Source organism: Sphingobium sp. SA916 (assembly GCF_002894065.1).
GTDB classification, from domain to species: Bacteria; Pseudomonadota; Alphaproteobacteria; order Sphingomonadales; family Sphingomonadaceae; genus Sphingobium; species Sphingobium fuliginis.
In genome coordinates this window covers 26155-46635 of record NZ_LXYF01000053.1, presented here as the reverse complement: position 1 = coordinate 46635, position 20481 = coordinate 26155, and the positions used below count along the sequence as shown (strand labels likewise).

At 65.4% G+C, this 20481-nt stretch carries 16 protein-coding genes; 13 read left to right on the top strand and 3 right to left on the bottom strand.

Features of this window, described 5'->3' with window-relative positions; translation table 11 throughout:
• The 11 genes from infB to ligA all read left to right on the top strand — a co-directional run.
• The coding region (gene infB, locus A8G00_RS16935) for a translation initiation factor IF-2 (RefSeq protein ID WP_103001211.1) at positions 1 to 2014 on the top strand (2014 nt) is incomplete at its 5' end.
• A 123-nt stretch (positions 2015 to 2137) separates the two neighbouring features.
• The gene (gene rbfA / locus A8G00_RS16930; protein ID WP_061936344.1) at positions 2138 to 2539 is read left to right on the top strand and encodes a 30S ribosome-binding factor RbfA; all 402 of its coding nucleotides are present in this window, start codon (positions 2138 to 2140) and stop codon (positions 2537 to 2539) included.
• Between the two features lie 121 nt (positions 2540 to 2660).
• Positions 2661 to 3557 (top strand): S9 family peptidase, encoded by an 897-nt coding sequence (locus tag A8G00_RS16925; protein WP_103001210.1) that lies wholly within the window; start codon positions 2661 to 2663, stop codon positions 3555 to 3557.
• A gap of 3 nt (positions 3558 to 3560) precedes the next feature.
• Positions 3561 to 4157: a thymidine kinase gene (locus A8G00_RS16920; protein WP_099185878.1), complete on the top strand. Its 597-nt coding sequence runs from the start codon at positions 3561 to 3563 to the stop codon at positions 4155 to 4157.
• 69 nt (positions 4158 to 4226) lie between these two features.
• Positions 4227 to 5144: a tRNA pseudouridine(55) synthase TruB gene (gene truB / locus A8G00_RS16915; protein WP_044661912.1), complete on the top strand. Its 918-nt coding sequence runs from the start codon at positions 4227 to 4229 to the stop codon at positions 5142 to 5144.
• 17 nt (positions 5145 to 5161) lie between these two features.
• Positions 5162 to 5431: a 30S ribosomal protein S15 gene (gene rpsO, locus A8G00_RS16910; protein ID WP_007689051.1), complete on the top strand. Its 270-nt coding sequence runs from the start codon at positions 5162 to 5164 to the stop codon at positions 5429 to 5431.
• Positions 5432 to 5703: 272 nt separating this feature from the next.
• Complete coding sequence (gene pnp, locus A8G00_RS16905; protein WP_044661913.1) at positions 5704 to 8031, top strand: polyribonucleotide nucleotidyltransferase; 2328 nt, start codon at positions 5704 to 5706, stop codon at positions 8029 to 8031.
• A 144-nt stretch (positions 8032 to 8175) separates the two neighbouring features.
• On the top strand, positions 8176 to 9189 hold the full coding sequence (locus A8G00_RS16900) for a sensor histidine kinase (RefSeq protein WP_099185877.1): 1014 nt from the start codon (positions 8176 to 8178) through the stop codon (positions 9187 to 9189).
• A 59-nt stretch (positions 9190 to 9248) separates the two neighbouring features.
• On the top strand, positions 9249 to 10034 hold the full coding sequence (locus A8G00_RS16895; protein WP_044661915.1) for an outer membrane protein assembly factor BamD: 786 nt from the start codon (positions 9249 to 9251) through the stop codon (positions 10032 to 10034).
• A gap of 145 nt (positions 10035 to 10179) precedes the next feature.
• Entirely contained in the window at positions 10180 to 11844 is a 1665-nt protein-coding gene (gene recN, locus A8G00_RS16890; protein WP_099185876.1) for a DNA repair protein RecN, read from the top strand.
• Positions 11845 to 12184: 340 nt separating this feature from the next.
• On the top strand, positions 12185 to 14320 hold the full coding sequence (gene ligA, locus A8G00_RS16880; RefSeq protein ID WP_099185875.1) for an NAD-dependent DNA ligase LigA: 2136 nt from the start codon (positions 12185 to 12187) through the stop codon (positions 14318 to 14320).
• A 269-nt stretch (positions 14321 to 14589) separates the two neighbouring features.
• Here the strand turns inward: ligA and yghU are convergent, their stop codons facing one another.
• Positions 14590 to 15459, bottom strand: coding sequence for a glutathione-dependent disulfide-bond oxidoreductase (gene yghU / locus A8G00_RS16875; RefSeq protein WP_099185874.1), 870 nt, complete (start codon positions 15457 to 15459; stop codon positions 14590 to 14592).
• Between the two features lie 436 nt (positions 15460 to 15895).
• Here yghU and groES point away from each other — a divergent pair, with 436 nt between their 5' ends.
• Together groES and groL are read left to right on the top strand one after the other, a co-directional pair.
• Positions 15896 to 16183: a co-chaperone GroES gene (gene groES / locus A8G00_RS16870; RefSeq protein ID WP_025549259.1), complete on the top strand. Its 288-nt coding sequence runs from the start codon at positions 15896 to 15898 to the stop codon at positions 16181 to 16183.
• A gap of 101 nt (positions 16184 to 16284) precedes the next feature.
• On the top strand, positions 16285 to 17931 hold the full coding sequence (groL, locus tag A8G00_RS16865) for a chaperonin GroEL (RefSeq protein WP_025549258.1): 1647 nt from the start codon (positions 16285 to 16287) through the stop codon (positions 17929 to 17931).
• 168 nt (positions 17932 to 18099) lie between these two features.
• Here groL and A8G00_RS16860 read toward each other — a convergent pair whose 3' ends face one another.
• Both A8G00_RS16860 and A8G00_RS16855 read right to left on the bottom strand, forming a co-directional pair.
• Positions 18100 to 19206, bottom strand: a complete 1107-nt coding sequence (locus tag A8G00_RS16860; RefSeq protein WP_099185873.1) for a sigma-54-dependent Fis family transcriptional regulator — start codon at positions 19204 to 19206, stop codon at positions 18100 to 18102.
• A gap of 87 nt (positions 19207 to 19293) precedes the next feature.
• The gene (locus tag A8G00_RS16855) at positions 19294 to 20340 is read right to left on the bottom strand and encodes an ABC transporter substrate-binding protein (RefSeq protein WP_044661918.1); all 1047 of its coding nucleotides are present in this window, start codon (positions 20338 to 20340) and stop codon (positions 19294 to 19296) included.
• Between the last annotated feature and the right edge of the window lie 141 nt (positions 20341 to 20481).

The following is a 20481-nucleotide window of genomic DNA, read 5'->3' as shown; positions in this document are numbered from 1 at the left end:
CGAGCCGAAGCCCGCCACCTCCGCCACCGTGCCGCCGCCGCGCCGCTTCACGCCGGTCGCGCCCGTCAAGCGTCCGGAGCCGGCCAAGCCCGACCGCGCCAAGCGCGGCGACGACAATCGCCGCCAGGCCGGCAAGCTTACCGTCACCCGCGCCTTGTCGGATGACGACAGCGCCCGCGCCCGCAGCCTCGCCGCGCTCAAGCGCGCCCGCGAGAAGGAACGGCGCGCCCATTATTCGGGCGGCGCCCAGCAGCGGGAAAAGCAGTCGCGCGACGTGGTGGTGCCCGAAAGCATCACCGTTCAGGAACTTGCCAACCGCATGGCCGAAAAGGGCGCGGACCTGGTGAAGGCCCTGTTCAAGATGGGCACCGCCGTCACGCTCAACCAGGCGATCGACCAGGATACGGCCGAACTGCTGGTCGAGGAATTCGGCCACCGCATCCAGCGCGTGTCCGACGCCGACGTCGAGATCGGCATGGAAGGCGAGGTCGACGCGCCCGAAACGCTCAAGGCCCGTCCGCCGGTCGTGACCATCATGGGCCATGTCGATCACGGCAAGACCTCGCTGCTCGACGCGCTGCGCGGCACCAATGTCGTATCGGGCGAAAGCGGCGGCATCACCCAGCATATCGGCGCCTATCAGATCAGGACCAAGGGCGGCGACCTCGTCACCTTCCTTGACACGCCGGGTCACGAGGCCTTCTCGGAAATGCGCGCGCGCGGCGCCAATGTCACCGACATCGTCATTCTGGTGGTGGCGGCGGACGACGGCCTGATGCCGCAGACCATCGAGGCCATCAACCATACCAAGGCCGCCGGCGTGCCGATGATCGTCGCGATCAACAAGGTCGACAAGCCCGAAGCCAATCCCCAGCGCGTGCGAGAGCGCCTGCTGGAGCATGAGGTGATCGTCGAGGACATGGGCGGCGAAACCCAGGATGTCGAAGTCTCCGCGCTCAAGAAGACGGGCCTCGACGAACTGCTCGACAAGATCATGCTTCAGGCCGAACTGCTCGAACTCACCGCCAATCCCGATCGCGCCGCCGAAGGCAATGTGATCGAGGCGCAGCTCGACAAGGGCCGTGGCGCGGTCGCCACCGTGCTGGTGCGCAAGGGCACGCTGAAGATCGGCGACACCTTCGTCATCGGTTCGGAAAGCGGCAAGGTCCGCGCGATGATCAACGACAAGGGCCAGCAGGTGAAGACCGCCGGCCCCTCGACCCCGGTCGAGGTGCTGGGCCTGTCCGGCGTGCCGATGGCGGGCGACCAGCTCACCGTCGTCGAGAATGAGGCCCGCGCCCGCGAAGTCGCCGCCTATCGTCAGGAACAGGCGACCAAGAAGCGCACCACCGCCGCGCCCACCAGCTTCGAACATATGTTCTCGGCGCTCAACACCAAGGTCATCGAATATCCGGTGGTGGTGAAGGGCGACGTGCAGGGTTCGGTGGAAGCGATCGTCTCGTCGCTGAACCGCATTTCGACCGACGAGATCAAGGTCCGCATCCTGCATTCGGGCGTCGGCGCAATCACCGAAAGCGACGTCACGCTGGCCGCCGCCAGCCGCGCGCCGCTGATCGGCTTCAACGTCCGCCCCAATGCCAAGGCGCGCCAGTTGGCGGAGCGCGAGAAGATCTCGCTGCGCTATTATGACGTGATCTACGACCTGCTGGAGGAAGTTCGCGGCGAAATGGCCGGCCAGCTCGCGCCGGAACGCATCGAAACCATCGTCGGCCGGGCCGAGGTGCTTCAGGTCTTCCCGGCGGGCAAGAAGGACAAGGCGGCCGGTCTGCTCGTCCTCGACGGCATCATCCGCAAGGGTCTGGCCGCGCGCCTCACCCGCGACGATGTCATCGTGTCGCGCACCCACATTGCCTCGCTCCGCCGCTTCAAGGACGACGTCTCCGAAGTCCGCGCAGGCATGGAATGCGGCGCGGTGCTCCAGGACACCAACGACATCAAGCCCGGCGACACGCTGGAACTGTTCGAGGTCGAGGAACGCGCCCGCACGCTGTGATCCATGTCCCCCCTCCCGCAGGCGGGAGGGGGCTAGGGGGTGGGCTCGCCCTCTCCTGAACTGCAATGGCCGATGGGGAGAGCCCACCCCCGGCCCCTCCCGCTTGCGGGAGGGGAGGATATAATGCCCGCTCCTAATGAAGGCTCCTCTGTCCGCCTCCTCCGCGTGGGCGAACAGGTGCGCCATGTCCTGTCCGACATTCTCCAGCGCGGCGACGTGCATGACGACGTCCTCGCCAGCCATGTGGTGAGCGTCACCGAAGTCCGCATGTCCCCCGACCTGCGCCATGCGACCGTCTTCATCAAGTCGCTGCTCGGCCAGGATGAGGAAGCCGTGCTGAAGGCGCTGCGCACCAACACCGCCTATCTCCAGCGGGAGGTCGCGACCCGTATCCGCCTCAAATATGCGGCGAAGCTCAAATTCCTCGCGGACGAGAGCTTCGATGAGGGCACCCATATCGACAGGCTGCTCCGCGATCCCAAGGTCGCCCGCGATCTGGAGCAGCCCGAAGGCGAGGACGAATAGGCAATATGCTCCGGCCTTGGCAGGAGCACGCTGTACTCGGCCAGGCATCGTCCCCCATCGACGCGACGGCGCAGCCCGGCTAACAGCGTCTCTCCCGCAGGCAAGGCAAGGGGCAGGGCAGATGAAAAGAACCGGCATAGTCGCGATCGCGCTTTTGGCCCTGGCCATACCCGCCGCAGCCAGGGAAGCGCCGGTCCACCCCGCCGTCGTCAGCGACCCCGCGCCCGACGCGGCCTACCCCGCCGGCATGAGCGCCTTCACCATCCCCTCGGAGGACGGCCTGCTCAACGCCGTCCTTTACACCGCCGCCGGTCCGGGGCTTCACCCGACGCTGCTCCTCCTCCACGGCTTCCCCGGCAATGAGCAAAATCTCGACCTAGGCCAGGCCGCCCGCCGCGCCGGGTGGCATGTCCTCACGCTCCACTATCGCGGCTCCTGGGGCAGCCCCGGCAGCTTCTCCTTCACCCACGCCTCGGAAGACGCCTGGAACGCCCTGCAATATCTCCAGCAATCCGCGACCGTCGCCAAATATCGCATCGACACCAGCGCCCTCGTCGTCGCGGGCCACAGCATGGGCGGTTTCATGGCCGCCGATGTCGCCGCCGCCGAACCCCATGTCGCCGGCCTGTTCCTGATCGACCCCTGGGACCCGGCCGAAACCGTCACGACCCTCTCCACCCCCCAGGGTGAGGCCGCCTGGAGGGCCGAAGTCGCCAGCGACCTGCCACCCCTGCAAGGCGCCACCTATGACAGCCTCACCGCCGAAATCCGCACCAACAGCGATAATTTCGACCTTGGCCGCAAGCTGGTGGGCTATGGCCGCCGCCCGCTCACCATCATCGGCGCGGAACGCGGCATCGGCGCCATGGCGCGCAAGGTGACGGCAGACGCGCAATCGGCCAATCCCGACACGCGCCTGGCGGTCTGGCCGACCGACCACAGCTTTTCCGACAGGCGCATCGCCCTGGCCGACGCGCTCGTCCGCTTCCTCAAGCAGATCGCCCCCATGGCGCGCTGACCGATGGCCAAGCTCTATTTCTACTATAGCTCGATGAACGCAGGCAAATCGACGACCCTGCTCCAATCCAGCTTCAACTATCGCGAACGCGGCATGGAAACCATGTTGTGGACCGCCGCGGTGGATGACCGCTACGGGAAGGGGCACCACGGAAAGGGACGCATCGTCTCCCGCATCGGGCTGGACGCGCAGGCCGATCTGTTCGACCCCGCCACCGATCTCTTCGCCGCCATCGCCGCCCGACAGGCACGGACGCCGCTCTCCTGCGTGCTGATCGACGAGGCGCAATTTCTGAACGAGGAACAGGTCTGGCAGGTCGCCGCCGTCTGCGACCGGCTGAACATTCCCGTGCTGTGCTACGGCATCCGCACCGACTTCCAGGGCAAGTTGTTCGAGGGCAGCGCCGCGCTGCTCGGCCTGGCCGACACGCTGACGGAGATCAAGACGATCTGCGAATGCGGGCGGAAGGCGACCATGAACCTGCGCGTCGATGCTGAGGGGCGCCCCATCCGCGAGGGCGAGCAGACGGAAATCGGCGGCAATGACCGCTATGTCGCGCTTTGCCGCCGCCATTTCGTGGAACGCCGCTCCGGCTGCTGACCGCCGCACATGCCGCGACGGCCCGGAAAGGGCTGACAACAGGCGAGAGGAGGGCTAGAGCGCGCCGCCATGCACGGCTGGATCATCCTCGACAAACCCTTGGGACTAGGCTCCACCCAGGCGGTGAGCGCGGTGAAGCGCGCCCTGCGCCAGAGTGGCGCGGGCAAGTGGAAGGTGGGCCATGGCGGCACGCTCGACCCGCTGGCGACCGGCGTGCTGCCGATAGCGGTGGGGGAAGCGACCAAGCTCGCCGGACGGATGCTGGACAGCGACAAGATCTACGATTTCACCATAGGTTTCGGCCTCCAGACCGACACGCTGGACCTTGAGGGCCGGGAAATCGCCACCAGCCTGCATCGTCCCACGCTGGCGGAGGTGCAGGCGGTCCTGCCCCGCTTCACCGGCCCGATCGAGCAGGCGCCGCCTGCCTACAGCGCGATCCTGATCGACGGCCGGCGCGCCTACGACCTTGCCCGCAAGGGGGAGGAGGTCGAGATGAAGACCCGCGCCATCACCATCCACAACCTCGCCATATCCCCGCCCCAGGGGCCAGCGAAGCCTGGAGAAGGGGAGGGCGGCGCGGAGATCGGCGAAATCACCCTGCGCGCCCATGTTTCGAAGGGCACCTATATCCGTTCCCTCGCCCGCGACATCGCGCGCGCGCTCGGCACTGTCGGTCATGTCACCATGCTGCGCCGCATCAAGGCCGGCCCCTTCACCCTGCAATCCGCGATTTCGCTGGACAAATTGGACGAAGCTGCTAGGGGCGGCGACATCGCGCAGCTCATGCTGCCGTTGACGGCGGGGCTGGACGACATCCCGGCTCTCGCAGTCTCTCCCGACGATGCGCTCGCTCTCCGACAGGGGAAGGTGCTCGTGGGGAAACCGCATACCGGCCTGATGCTGGCGATGGAGGGCGAAACGCCCGTCGCGCTGGTCGAAGCCAGTGGCCCGGAGGTCCGGGTGGTGCGCGGCTTTAATCTCTAATCTCAGAAAGGAAGCCGATGTCGATCACTGCAGAGCGCAAGGAAGCGCTGATCAAGGAACATGCCCGCGCCGAGGGCGACACCGGTTCGCCGGAAGTCCAGGTTGCGATCCTCTCGGAGCGTATCGCCAACCTGACCGAGCATTTCAAGGGTCATCACAAGGATAACCACAGCCGTCGCGGCCTGCTGATGCTGGTCAACAAGCGCCGTTCGCTGCTGGATTACCTCAAGAAGAAGGATGGGGCCCGGTACACCGACCTCATCGCCAAGCTGGGCCTGCGCAAGTAAGTCTGCTAAAGAAGGAACGGCCCCCATGTCGGGGCCGTTTCCGATTCTGACAACATGGCGCTGGGCAATCCGGCATGGCGTCATGATCCGGGGGACATCCCCCACACCGTTCGCCCTGAGCTTGTCGAAGGGCACTCCTTCTTTTGAAGGGAAGGATTGGGCTTCGACAAGCTCCGCCCGAACGGAGGAGAGATAGGCTCTCCATCCATGGACCATCCGGTCCGAAACAGGCCCCGCCCGGCAATAGGGCCGCGCGGGCGAAGGAAAAATCTATGTTCGATGTAAAGAAGGTATCAATCGAGCTGGGCGGCAAGACCCTCACGCTCGAAACCGGCCGCATTGCGCGTCAGGCCGACGCCGCCGTGCTGGCGACCTATGGCGAAACCGTGGTGCTGTGCGCCGTGACCGCCGCCAAGTCGGTGAAGGAAGGACAGGACTTCTTCCCGCTGACCGTCCATTATCAGGAAAAATATTCGGCCGCCGGTCGCATTCCGGGCGGCTTCTTCAAGCGTGAACGCGGCGCCACGGAAAAGGAAACGCTGGTTTCCCGCCTGATCGACCGTCCGGTCCGCCCGCTCTTCCCCGAAGGTTTCTACAATGAAATCAACGTCATCGCTCAGGTTCTGAGCTTCGACGGCGAAAGCGAGCCCGACATTGTGGCGATGATCGCCGCTTCGGCTGCGCTGACCCTGTCGGGCGTTCCCTTCCTGGGCCCGATCGGCGCCGCCCGCGTCGGCTACAAGGATGGCGAATATCAGCTGAACCCGTCGCTGGACGAAGTGAAGACCGGCGAACTCGACCTGGTCGTCGCCGCCACCGGCAATGCGGTGATGATGGTCGAATCGGAAGCCAAGGAACTGTCGGAAGACGTCATGCTCGGCGCCGTCCTCTTCGCGCATGAAGCGTCGAAGAAGGTCGTCAACGCCATCATCGACCTCGCCGAAAAGGCCGCGAAGGACCCGTGGGACGTCGCCAAGGGCGAAGACCTGGATGACCTCAAGAAGAAGCTCAAGAAGCTGATCGGCAAGGACATCACGGCCGCCTACAAGCTGACCGACAAGTCGGCCCGCTCCAACGCGCTCAATGAAGCCCGCGCCAAGGCGAAGGCTTATTTCACGGAGGAAGGCCTCGACGCCCAGACCGTCATGGCCGGCATCAAGCTGACCAAGAAGCTGGAAGCCGAAATCGTCCGCGGCGCCATCCTGAAGGACGGCAAGCGCATCGACGGCCGCACCACCACGCAGATCCGCCCGATCGAGGCGATGGTGGGCTTCCTGCCGCGCACCCATGGTTCGGCGCTGTTCACCCGTGGCGAAACGCAGTCCATCTGCACCACCACGCTGGGCACCAAGGACGCGGAGCAGATGATCGACGGCCTGACCGGCGTTCATTATGAAAGCTTCATGCTGCACTATAACTTCCCGCCCTATTCGGTCGGTGAAGTCGGCCGCTTCGGCGCGCCGGGCCGTCGCGAAGTCGGCCATGGCAAGCTGGCATGGCGGGCCCTGCACCCGGTCCTGCCCAGCAAGGAGGAATTCCCCTACACCATCCGCGTGCTGAGCGACATCACCGAGTCCAACGGCTCGTCCTCGATGGCGACGGTCTGCGGCGGTTCGCTGTCCATGATGGACGCGGGCGTTCCGCTGAAGCGTCCGGTGTCGGGCATCGCCATGGGCCTGATCCTGGAAGGCTCCAAATTCGCTGTCCTCAGCGACATTCTGGGCGACGAGGATCACCTGGGCGACATGGACTTCAAGGTGGCGGGCACGGAAGCGGGCATCACCACCATGCAGATGGACATCAAGGTCGCCGGCATCACGCAGGAAATCTTCGAGGTCGCGCTGCGTCAGGCGAAGGAAGGCCGCGCCCATATCCTGGGTGAAATGAGCAAGGCCCTGTCCTCGACCCGCACCGAACTGTCGGCTCATGCCCCGCGCATCGAAACGATCCAGATCGACAAGGCGAAGATCCGCGACGTCATCGGCACCGGCGGCAAGGTCATCCGCGAGATCGTCGCGGAAACCGGCGCCAAGGTCGACATCGACGACGAGGGCATCATCAAGATCAGCTCGTCCGACATCGCCCAGATCGAAGCCGCCAAGAAGTGGATTCTCGGCATTGTCGAGGAAGCGGAAGTCGGCAAGATCTACACCGGCAAGGTCGTCAACATCGTCGACTTCGGCGCCTTCGTGAACTTCATGGGCGGCAAGGACGGTCTCGTCCACGTCTCCGAAATGAAGAATGAGCGCGTCGAAAAGCCGACCGACGTCGTGTCGGAAGGGCAGGAAGTGAAGGTCAAGGTTCTCGAAATCGACCCGCGCGGCAAGGTTCGCCTGTCCATGCGCGTCGTCGATCAGGAAACCGGAGAGGAACTGGAAGACACCCGTCCGCCCCGCGAACCCAGGGGGGATCGGGGCGGCGACCGTGAAGGCGGCCGTGGCGACCGCAATCGCCGTGATCGTGGCGGTGACCGGGGCGACCGTGGCGGCCGCGGCGGCGATCGCGGTCCGCGCCGCGACCGCGGTCCGCGCGGCGAAGGCAGGGGCGGCGATGACGACGGCTCCAACGCCGGTCTGCCCGACTTCCTGACCCAGGACTGATCCGGTTCGTCGGACTCGGGAAAAAGAAAGGGCGTCCGGCTTGCCGGGCGCCCTTTTTTGACAGGATTTGAATGTTTCCTGATCTCCATCAATTGGCGGGCGTGGAAGTTATGTTACGGTAACGACCAGGGCGCAGGGGGATCTATGCAGCGCAGGAACGAAAGATTCGTGGAGCGTCTGCCGCTTGTCCTGCGACGGCCCTGGCATGCCTATTTGCTGGCCACCATCTTCTGCCTCACCGCCTTGGCCATTCGCACCATGGCGGAAAGCGCCATGCCCATCGGCTACCCCTTCGTATCCTTCTTCCCCGCCGTCATCCTGTCCTCCTTCCTCTTCGGGGTGCGGCCGGGCATCTATGCGGGCGTGCTTTGCGGGCTGTTGTCCTGGTATTTCTTCATCCCGCCGCGCATGGGCTTCGCACTGCATCCGGGCGTGCTGCTGGCGCTCGCCTTCTACAGCGCGGTGGTGATCGTGGACATCGCGCTGATCCATCTGATGCAGAAGGCGAATTTCAACCTGGCGATCGAGCGCGAACGCAGCCGCGTGCTGGCGGAAAACCGCGAATTGCTGTTCCACGAACTCCAGCACCGCGTCTCCAACAATCTTCAGGTCGTCGCCGCCATGCTTTCGCTCCACCGGCGCCATGTCGATCATGACCTGGCCCGCCGCGCGCTGGACGATGCCTCCGCCCGGCTGGCGCTGGTCGGCCGCATCAGCCGCGCCCTCTACAATCCGTCGGGGGAGGGGCAGAATATCCGCGCCTTCCTGACGACATTGACCGCCGACGTGCTGGAGGCCAGCGGCCGCGACGACATCGCCCTGACCGTCGACGCGCCCGACGCCCTGACGCTGGAGCCCGACATCGCCGTGTCGATGGCGCTGATCGTGACCGAAGCGGTCAACAACGCTATCGAACATGGCCTGCCGCATCGCGGCGGCAGCATCCATGTCGGCCTGGACGTCAGCGACGGCACGATCAGCCTCAACGTCACGGACGACGGAAAGGGATTGTCGCCCGATTTCGATCCCGGTTTCAGCCAGAGCCTGGGCCTCCGGATTTCCAATGCCCTTGCCGGCCAGTTGAACGGCCGCTTCTCGCTCATGCCCTCGGCGACGGGCGGCGCGACCGCACGGCTCGACCTGCCTGTTCGCGCATAGCGACCGGCACGCACATTCTGCCGCTTGGCGAGGCGCATTCGCTCCGCTATGACCCGGCCATGCTGACGAAAACCATGACGCGCATCGGCGCGGCTACCGCACCGCTTCTGCTTGCCGCCCTGCTCTCGGGCTGCGCGACGTCGAAGAACAAGGCCGACACCCAATATGTCGCCCGCGACGTGTCGACGCTCTACAATGCGGGCAAATACCGCCTGGACCGCGGCCAGTACAAGCTCGCGGCCGCCCTGTTCGACGAGGTGGAGCGCCAGCATCCCTATTCGCCCTGGGCGCGCCGGGCGCAGCTCATGTCCGCGTTCAGCTATTACATGAATCAGGATTATCCGGAATCGATCGGCGCGGCCCAACGCTTCCTGTCGATCCACACCGGCAACAAGGACGCGCCCTACGCTTATTATCTGATCGCGCTCTGCTATTATGAACAGATTGCCGACGTCACCCGCGACCAGAAGATCACGCAACAGGCGCTGGATGCGCTGGGCGAGCTGATCCGCCGCTATCCCGACACCCGCTATGCCGCCGACGCCCGGCTGAAGATCGACCTCGTCAACGATCACCTCGCCGGCAAGGAGATGGAGATCGGCCGCTTCTACCAGCGCCGTGGCCAATGGCTTGCCGCCACGCTGCGCTTCCGCACGGTGATCGACAAATATCAGACGACCACCCACACTCCGGAGGCGCTGGAGCGTCTGGTGGAAAGCTATCTCTCGCTCGGCATCCCCGCCGAAGCGCAGAAGGCCGCCGCCGTGCTGGGCAAGAATTATCCGGGTTCGAAATGGTATGAGCGCAGCTACAAGCTGATGCGCGAACACCCCAATAAAGCATGATCTGGTCCCCCTCCCGCAAGCGGGAGCGGTTAGGGGTGGGCCGCGAGCGAAGCGAGCGTTCCGCCCCAGCGTTGAAAGAAGCGCCGCTGGCGCGGTGCACCCACCCCGGCCCCTCCCGCCTGCGGGAGGGGGGAGTCGCTCGCCTTTGCTGACTGCCCTGTCCATCCGCAACGTCGTGCTGATAGAGGCGCTGGACCTGGATTTCGGGTCGGGCCTGGGCGTGCTGACCGGCGAGACCGGCGCGGGCAAGTCGATCCTGCTCGATTCGCTGGGCCTCGCGCTGGGCGCCCGCGCCGACAGCGGCCTCGTCCGGACGGGAGAGGCGCAGGCCAGCGTCACCGCGACGTTCGAGGCGCCCCACACCGATCACCGCGCGACGAACCTGCTGGCCGAAAACGGCATCGACATCGAACCGGGCGAACCGCTCATCGTCCGCCGCACGGTCAAGGCCGACGGCGGCAGCCGCGCCTTCGTCAACGACCAGGCCTGCTCGGCGGCGCTGCTGCGCGATCTTGGCAGCGCTCTGGTCGAAATTCACGGCCAGCATGACGATCGCGGCCTGCTCAACCCGCGCGGCCACCGCGCCTTGCTCGACGCCTATGGCCGCTGTGACACGGGCGCGGTCGCCCACGCCTATCATGCCTGGCGCGCCGCCGCCGACCGCCTCGCGGAAAGCCGCGCCAGCGTCGAAAGCGCCGCCCGCGACCGCGATTACCTGACCCATGCGGTGGAGGAACTCACCCGCTTCGCCCCCGAACCCGGCGAGGAAGCCACGCTGGCCGAAGAGCGCGCCACCATGCAGAAGGGCGCGCGCCTCTCCGACGACCTTTCCGCCGTCACCGAATGCTTCACCGGCTCCGACGGCGGGCTTGCCCAGTTGCGGCAGGCCGCCCGCCGCCTCGACCGCATCGTCAGCGAATATGAACCGCTGGCCGAAGTCCTCGCCGCCCTCGACCGCGCCGTCATCGAGGCCAGCGAAGCGGAGGACCGCCTCAACGAAGCCGCCGAAGCGCTCAGCTTCGACCCCGCCCGTCTCGACGCCATAGAGACCCGCCTGTTCGACCTGCGCGGCCTCGCCCGCAAACATCAGGTCCAGCCCGACGATCTCGCCGCCCTGCGCGACGACATGGCCGCGAAACTGGCCGCAATCGAGGGCGGGGAAGACCATCTCGCCGCCCTCGAAGCCGAGGTGAAGGGCAGGGCCGCCGCCTATCGCACCGCCGCCCAGGCCCTCTCCGCCGAACGCCAAATGGCGGCCGGAAAGCTCGACGCCGCCGTCGCCGCCGAACTCGCCCCGCTGAAGCTGGATGCCGCCCGCTTCCGCACCGTCGTCGCGCCGCAGGAGGAGGGGCAATGGGGACCGCACGGCATGGACCGGGTGGAATTCGAAATCTCCACCAACCCCGGCGCGCCCTTCGCGCCGCTGGTCAAGATCGCATCGGGCGGCGAACTCTCCCGCTTCATCCTCGCGCTCAAGGTCGCGCTGGCGGAGCAGGGCGGCGCGGACACGCTGATCTTCGACGAGATCGACCGCGGGGTAGGGGGCGCCGTCGCCTCGGCCATCGGGGAACGCCTGTCCCGCCTGTCGCAAACCAACCAGATATTGGTCGTCACCCATAGCCCGCAGGTCGCGGCGCGCGGTGCAGGCCATATGCTGATCGCGAAGTCGAGCGACGGCACCGTCACCCGCACCGGCGTGCACGCGCTGAGCGACGGCGAACGCCGCGAAGAAATCGCCCGCATGCTCTCCGGCGCCGAAATCACGGCGGAGGCAAGGGCCCAGGCCGAACGCTTGTTGGAAAAGCTATAAGCCGGCTTTCGACCAATCCAAGACCTTCCCCTCCCGTAAACGGGAGGGGTTAGGGGTGGGCGCGAGCGTAGCGAGCTTCTGACTTAGCCGTTGCAAAACAGCGCAGATGCCGCGCCAGCCCACCCCCTAGCCCCCTCCCGCCTGCGGGAGGGGGAATGTCCGCTTCCCACCCAACTCCGTCATTCCCGCGAAGGCGGGAACCCATCTCCTGACCTCGCCTCAACTACAGCGGTGGGGAGATGGATCGCCGCCTGCGCGGGGATGACGATAGAGAGTTGACGGCTGTCGAGCCGCCCATAACCGCTACCCGCATCGTGATGCTGGCGCTAAAGAGAGGCGCATGACCGACCCCACGCAAATGACCGAAGCCGAAGCCGCCAACCGCCTGATGCGCCTCGCACGCGAAATTGCGCGCCATAACCGGCTCTATCACGATCAGGACGAGCCGGAGATCGCGGACGCGGACTATGACGCGCTGGTCCGCGAGAATAACGCGCTGGAGGCCGCCTTCCCGCACCTCATCCGCAGCGATTCCCCCAATGCCCAGGTCGGCGCCGCGCCCACCTCCGCGCTCAGGAAGGTCCAGCACGCCGTCCGCATGATGAGCCTCGACAACGGCTTCGCGGACGAGGACATCGCCGAATTCATCGCCCGCGTCCGCCGCTTCCTCGCGCTCCCCGAAGACGCCCCCGTCGCCCTCACCGCCGAACCCAAGATCGACGGCCTGTCCTGCTCGCTCCGCTATGAGAAGGGCGAACTGGTCCTCGCCGCCACGCGCGGCGACGGCACGACGGGGGAAGACGTCACCGCCAATGTCCGCACCATCCCCGACATCCCGCAGCGCCTGACCGGGCAAGCCGTCCCCGACCTGTTCGAGGTGCGGGGCGAAGTCTATATGGCCAAGGCCGATTTCGTCGCCCTCAACGCGCGCCTCGCCGCCGAAGCCGACGACCCGGAAAAGGCCCGCCAGTTCGCCAACCCCCGCAACGCCGCCGCCGGTTCGCTGCGCCAGAAGGACGCCGCCGTCACCGCCAGCCGCCCGCTGCGTTTCCTCGCCCATGGCTGGGGGGAGGTCAGCGCCGTCCCCGCCGAAACCCAGCTCGGCGTCATGCAGGCTATCGCAGGCTGGGGCCTGCCCGTCTCCGACCGCCTCACCTGCGTCGACACGCTCGAAGCCCTCATCGCCCATTATCGCGCCATCGAAGCCGCCCGCGCCGACCTGCCGTTCGACATCGATGGCGTCGTCTACAAGGTCGACCGGCTCGACTGGCAGCAACGCCTCGGCTTCGTCGCCAAGGCTCCGCGCTGGGCCATCGCCCATAAATTCCCCGCCGAACGTGCCCAGACCACGCTCGAAGCCATCGACATCCAGGTCGGCCGCACCGGCAAGCTGACCCCGGTCGGCCGCCTGACGCCCGTCACCGTCGGCGGCGTCGTCGTCTCCAACGTCACCCTCCACAATGCCGATGAGATCGAGCGGCTGGGCGTCCGCCCCGGCGACCGCATCGTCGTGCAGCGCGCCGGCGACGTCATCCCGCAGGTGGTCGACAACCTCACCCGCGACGAACCGCGCACCCCCTTCGCTTTCCCCGATCATTGCCCCGTCTGCCATTCGGAAGCCGTGCGCGAAGAGGGGGAGGTCGATATTCGCTGCACCGGCGGCCTCATCTGCCCCGCCCAGCGTTTCGAACGGCTGCGTCATTTCGTCAGCCGCGCCGCGCTCGACATCGAAGGGCTGGGCGAAAAGAGCATCCAGGAATTTCTCGACCTGGGCTGGATCGCGGAGCCGGCCGACATCTTCCGCCTGAAATCGCACCGCGCCGACCTGCTCGGCCGGGAGGGGTGGAAGGAAAAGTCCGTCGACAATCTCCTCGCCGCCATAGAGGCCAAGCGCCAGCCGGATGCCGCCCGCCTGCTCTTCGGCCTGGGCATCCGTCATATCGGCGCGGTGACCGCCCGCGACCTGCTCAGGCGCTATACGACGCTGGAGGGGATCAGCGCGCTCGCTGCCGGCATCATCGCGCTGCGCGACGCCGCCGCCCCTGCGGAGGGGGAGGAGGAATCCCGCTTCCGCAACCGCCTCGACAAGGCGATAGCCGAATATATCGGGGTCGAGAATGTGGGATCGGCGGTCGGCCACGCCTTGGCCGATTTCTTCCACGAGCCGCATAATGTGGACGTCTGGAACGACCTGCTGCGGGAAGTCTCCCCGCCCGACTATCTGGTCGAAACCACCGCCAGCGCGGTCACGGGCAAGACGGTGGTGTTCACCGGCAAGCTCGAAACCATGAGCCGCGACGAGGCCAAGGCGCAGGCCGAACGACTGGGCGCCAAGGCCGCCGGTTCGGTCAGCGCCAGGACCGACCTGGTGGTAGCCGGTCCCGGCGCGGGCTCGAAGCTCAAACAGGCCGCCGCGCTGGGTATCGATGTGATCGACGAAGCCGCATGGGCCGAAATCGTCAAGGCCGCCGGATAGGTCAGGCGGACGACCGGGCAACAGGGACATTGACCGCTTCCCCTCCCCTTCAGGGGAGGGGACCGAGGGGTGGGGGCATGCCCCACGCGCAACTTCGCCTGCTGGACGCTCCCGCACCCCGATCCTTCAAATGAGGCGCGGTTCGAACCTGAAAAGGGGAGCGGCCAATGACCGTAAATCTTCAGAGCGCGCTGCGTTGATCGGGAGCACGTCGCGCGCTCCGGGCTTCGGTCACCGCATCGTCCCAATCGGAAGACCGGTTCCCATCCTCAACCCGCCCCCTCCAGCTTGTCCTGCGTCCGCGTATCGAAATCGCTGGCGTCATGCCGCTCCCGAAGCTGCTCCTCCAGCGGCCCGTTCGCCTTGTTGACCATCCGCCCGCGCTTCACCGCAGGCCGCGCGTCGATCTGCTTCGCCCAGCGCAGCACATTCCCATAGCTCTGCACATCGAGGAACTCCGCCGCATCATAGGCCCGGCCCAGCGCGACCCCGCCATACCAGGGCCAGATCGCCATGTCCGCGATCGTATACTCATCCCCGGCAATATATTCATGCTCCGCCAGTTGCCGGTCCAGCACGTCCAACTGCCGCTTCGCCTCCATCGTATAGCGGTTGATCGCATATTCGAACTTCTCCGGCGCATAGGCGAAGAAATGGCCGAAACCTCCGCCCAGCAGCGGCGCGCTGCCCATCTGCCAGAACAGCCAGTTGAGCGTCTCGGTCCGCCTGGCCGGATCGGTCGGCAGGAAAGCACCGAATTTCTCGGCCAGATAGATCAGGATCGATCCGGATTCGAACACCCGCCGGGGCGGAGAGACGCCATGGTCCATCAGCGCCGGGATCTTGCTGTTGGGATTGACCGATACGAAGCCGCTGCCGAACTGGTCGCCCTCGTTGATCCGGATCAGCCAGGCGTCATATTCGGCGTCCTTGCCCGCCGCCAACAGCTCCTCCAGCATGATCGTCACCTTCTGCCCATTGGGCGTGGCGAGCGAATAGAGCTGGAGCGGGTGCTTGCCGACCGGCAATTCCTTCTCATGGGTCGGCCCGGCGACCGGCCGGTTGATATTGGCGAAGGCGCCGCCGCTTTCCTTGTCCCAGGTCCAGACGCGCGGCGGAATATAGGCTGTGTCGGTCATGCAGGCGTCTCCTTCGAAGGCGGGAACGGGGGATGGGGCGGGCAGGGGCCCGCCGCTCCGGGCTAGGTAAGGATCGACCCTGTCCGGTGCAAACCCCGCATGATCAAAAAAGGCGGCGCGGCGGCCCCGGCTGCATTGGTCGCATTTTTTGCACGTGGAAGGCATTTCGTCGCTGCCCCGGCTGTCTCTGCCGGCAGGAAAGGCCTATAGCCGCCCGCGTCATCATGTCTTTCGCGTTGCGGTCGCGGGCGGCGAGACGAAAAAAATTTGCACGGGGCTCTTGATCGTCCGGCCTTCCCGTCCATATGAAACGGCGCTGGCACTCTCCGACAGGGAGTGCTAACAGATACGGGTTCATCGGGGAGAAGGAGCCGGAGTCGCGTGGCGATTCCACCCCCCTCCCATTCAACGTCGTAAAGAGGGAAAGGCAATCAACATGGCATTTCGTCCGTTGCATGACCGCGTTCTCGTTCGCCGCGTAGAGGCGGAAGAGAAGACTGCCGGCGGCATCATCATCCCCGACACCGCCAAGGAAAAGCCGCAGGAAGGCGAAATCGTCGCCGTCGGCACCGGCAGCAAGTCGGAAGACGGCAAGGTCACTCCGCTGGACGTCAAGGCCGGCGACCGCATCCTGTTCGGCAAGTGGTCGGGCACCGAGGTCAAGGTCGACGGTGAAGACCTGCTGATCATGAAGGAATCGGACATTCTCGGCGTCGTCGCGTAAAGCGGCGAAGCTGACGGTCATTCCTATTTTTGGCGGATTTTCGTGCCTGTAACGGTGTGAACTTCGCAAGATTTGCAATTCTCAAAGAGAGGTAGAAGATCATGGCAGCGAAGGACGTAAAGTTTTCGCGTGACGCTCGTGAGCGCATCCTGCGCGGCGTCGACATCCTGGCCGACGCGGTCAAGGTGACCCTGGGCCCCAAGGGCCGCAACGTCGTCATCGACAAGAGCTTCGGCGCGCCCCGCATCACCAAGGACGGTGTTTCGGTCGCCAAGGAAATCGAACTGAAGGACAAGTTCGAGAATATGGGCGCCCAGATGGTCCGCGAAGTCGCTTCGAAGACCAACGACATCGCCGGTGACGGCACCACCACCGCGACCGTTCTCGCCCAGGCGATCGTTCGCGAAGGCATGAAGTCGGTGGCCGCCGGCATGAACCCGATGGACCTGAAGCGCGGCATCGACCTCGCCGTCGCCAAGGTGGTCGAGGACATCAAGGCCCGCTCGAAGCCGGTTGCCGGTTCGAACGAAGTCGCCCAGGTTGGCATCATCTCGGCCAATGGCGACCGTGAAGTCGGCGAGAAGATCGCCGAAGCCATGGACCGCGTCGGCAAGGAAGGCGTGATCACCGTCGAGGAAGCCAAGGGCCTCGATTTCGAACTGGACGTCGTCGAAGGCATGCAGTTCGACCGCGGCTACCTGTCGCCCTACTTCATCACCAACCCGGAAAAGATGCAGGTCGAACTCGCCGACCCCTACATCCTGATCCACGAAAAGAAGCTGTCGAACCTGCAGTCGATCCTGCCGATCCTCGAAGCCGTGGTTCAGTCGGGCCGTCCGCTCCTCATCATCGCGGAAGACATCGAAGGCGAAGCGCTGGCGACCCTGGTCGTCAACAAGCTGCGCGGCGGCCTGAAGGTCGCTGCGGTCAAGGCGCCGGGCTTCGGCGACCGCCGCAAGGCCATGCTGGAAGACATCGCCGTCCTGACCAAGGGCGAAGTCATCTCCGAAGACCTCGGCATCAAGCTTGAGAACGTGACCCTCGGCATGCTCGGCACCGCCAAGCGCGTCACCATCGACAAGGACAACACCACAATCGTCGATGGCGCCGGCGACGGCGAAGCGATCAAGGGCCGCACCGAGCAGATCCGCGCTCAGATCGAGACCACCACGTCCGACTATGACCGCGAAAAGCTGCAGGAGCGTCTGGCGAAGCTGGCTGGCGGCGTGGCCGTCATCAAGGTCGGCGGCGCGACGGAAGTCGAGGTGAAGGAGCGCAAGGACCGCGTCGACGACGCGCTGCACGCGACCCGCGCAGCCGTTGAAGAAGGCATCGTCCCCGGCGGCGGCACGGCCCTGCTGTACGCGACCAAGGCCCTCAAGGACCTCAAGGGCGCCAATGACGACCAGACCCGCGGCATCGACATCATCCGCAAGGCCATCGAAGCGCCGCTGCGCCAGATCGCCAGCAATGCGGGCGTCGACGGCGCCGTCGTCGCCGGCAACCTGCTGCGCGAAAATGACGAGACCAAGGGCTTCAACGCCGCGACCGACACCTATGAGAACCTCGTCGCCGCTGGCGTGATCGACCCGACCAAGGTCGTCCGCGCCGCGCTGCAGGACGCCGCTTCGGTTGCCGGCCTGCTGATCACGACCGAGGCGACCATTGCCGAACTGCCCTCCGACGACAAGGCGCCGATGGGCATGCCCGGCGGCGGCATGGGCGGCATGGGCGGCATGGACTTCTAAGACCGCGTTGCGGGCGGGTCCTTGGCTCGCCCGCGATGTTGGGAGTCCAAATCCGGAAAAAACGGAAAAGGCCGATGGAGCGATCCACCGGCCTTTTCCTGTCTTCGATCGTCAGGTTCCTCGCTTAAGCGGGGGGGGGCGTCCGGCCCTATTTGCCTGGCGCTTGCCTTAGATTAAATTCAGATTCTTCAGATATGTGCGCACCACATTGCGAGTGATGCCCAATGCTTCGGCGGTCTTGATCTGATTTCCATGGCATTGATGAAAGGCCTCCGTTATCGTGAAGGCCACCAGCCGGTCGAGCAGATGATCGTGCCCGCCATTCAGCAGCCGAGCGACGAAGGGCCTTGCCGCCTCTTCCAGCGCCGCGGGGTCGGCGGTCGGATCGGTCAATTCGCTGAGGTTGCCAAGACCGAGGTCGGCGGGCTGGATGCGCCCGCCCTCGCAGATCAGAGCGGCACGATGGATCGCATTTTCCAACTCGCGAATATTGCCGGGCCAACCATGGCGGAACAACGCCTCCTCGGCCGCCGCGCTCAGTTCCAGCCGGTTCACGCCTGCCTTTGTGCCATAGATTTCAAGGAAATGGCGCGCCAGGGGAAGAATATCGGCTCTGCGCTCCCGCAGTGGCAGAAGGGGGATGGATACGACCTGCAGGCGATAGAAAAGATCTGAACGGAAACGACCCTCGCTGACCGCCTGCTGCAATTCGACATTGGTCGCTGCGATGACGCGGACATTGAGCGGCACGGCCTTGCGCGAGCCCAGCCGAACGACTTCCCGTTCCTGCAATACCCGCAAGAGCTTCACCTGCAAGGGCAGGGAAAGGTCGCCCAGTTCGTCCAGGAACAACGTCCCGCCATTGGCCGCCTCGAACCATCCCGCCCGCGCGACATTGGCGCCTGTGAACGCGCCCTTTTCATAACCGAACAATTCGCCTTCGATCAGCGATTCGGAAAAGGCGCCGCAATTGACCGCGACGAAAGGCGTATGCGCCCGGTCGCTGAGGCTGTGCACATAGCGCGCGACCAGCTCCTTGCCGGTGCCAGTCTCCCCCATGATGAGGACATTGGCGTCGCTTGGGGCGACCCGTTCGATCAGCGGCAGCAGGGCGCGGGATCGTGGATCGTTGAAGATCAGCGCCCGGGCGCGAGGTCCCACGGCATGATGCCGAGCGCAATCATAAGCCAGCAGCGGACGGCCATCGTCGTTCTTGGCCGATACCAGACCCACTTCGGCCCGGTCTGCCGCGCGGCTGTGCGAACTGTTCCTCATAGCGTCTCCATCCCTGGCAGACATCAGGATAGCAGGTAATTGTCTTCTGAATTAGTAGAAAATAAAGTTTGGAGCCTAGCTGAGCTTTCAGTGAGACGGCCGGAGAGGGGTGGCCAGTTCCGCGCGCCGCTTCATGACGCTGCGCAAGGGTTCCGCGCAGATCCAACCATCGACATCCACGGGCGCTTCCAGAAATCCATGCAGCCACAGGAAATGCGCCTGGATCTTCAACATCTCCACGCGTTCATCCGACAGGTCGGGATGCAGGGCGCGATGGAAATTGTTGCGATAGGCCGCCTCTACGCCCTCCATGCCGGACAAGGTTTCCTGGGCAAGGATGGCGTTGAGATCGGATGGATGGGCAGCCGCCCAATCGGCGGCACGCAAGCTCTGTTCCAGGAAGCGTTCGACCAGCGCCGGATGATGATCGATCATATGTTGATGGACGACGATGGGGCGCGGCGTCCCGTTGTTCACCCGGGCGAGGCGGCTGGGATAGGCGTCGAGATCGATGCCTATCTCGAGCCCCAGGCGCTGCGCGGCTTCGGCGCCGGCCGCGCCCTTCACATAGACGGCGTCGACCCGGCCCGCCGCCAGCCACTCCAGGCCCAGCCAGAGGCGGCGCATCCCTTCCACGCTGGCCTGTTCGACGGGCGGGGCGGGGATTTCGATCAACTGCACGTCTTCCAGCGCAAGGCCGCCCAAAGCGAGAGCGCTCTTGATGCCGTGCAGCGCCATGCCGCGGGCGATGCTCTCGCCATGGGTACGACCATAGCCGGGCAGGGCGAATCGGAGCCCTTCAAGATCGGCAGGGTCCATGACGCCGACATCGGGCCTGACCATGATCGCCTGCCGCTCGTCGATCCAGGTCAGCCCGATCACTCGCGTCGGCGCACCCAACGCCCGCGCCGCCAGCGCCTGTATATTGCCCCCCTCGCGAAACAGATGGCGCGCCTGGTTTTCCGGATCGCTCGCGACCAGATTGAGGCCGAGTTCCTGAACCCGTCTGACGCTGATGCCGTCCTGTGCGAACGCCTCGGCCATCCAGCCTTTGGCGCAGGCCACGCCGGACGCAGCCGGTACCGGGCAGCGCGTCACCCAGACGCTGTCCAGAGGCGCGACCTTATTTGCCATTCCTGTTTCTCCACCTGTAGGCCGGCCTTCCCGACACCGACATAGGAATATATCCGTCGCAAGGCTCGTGCCAAAAGCCGCGATGCGGATGCGGAACGGTTCCGGGGCTCATCGCCGCTTCATTTCGCGCAATCGCGCGGT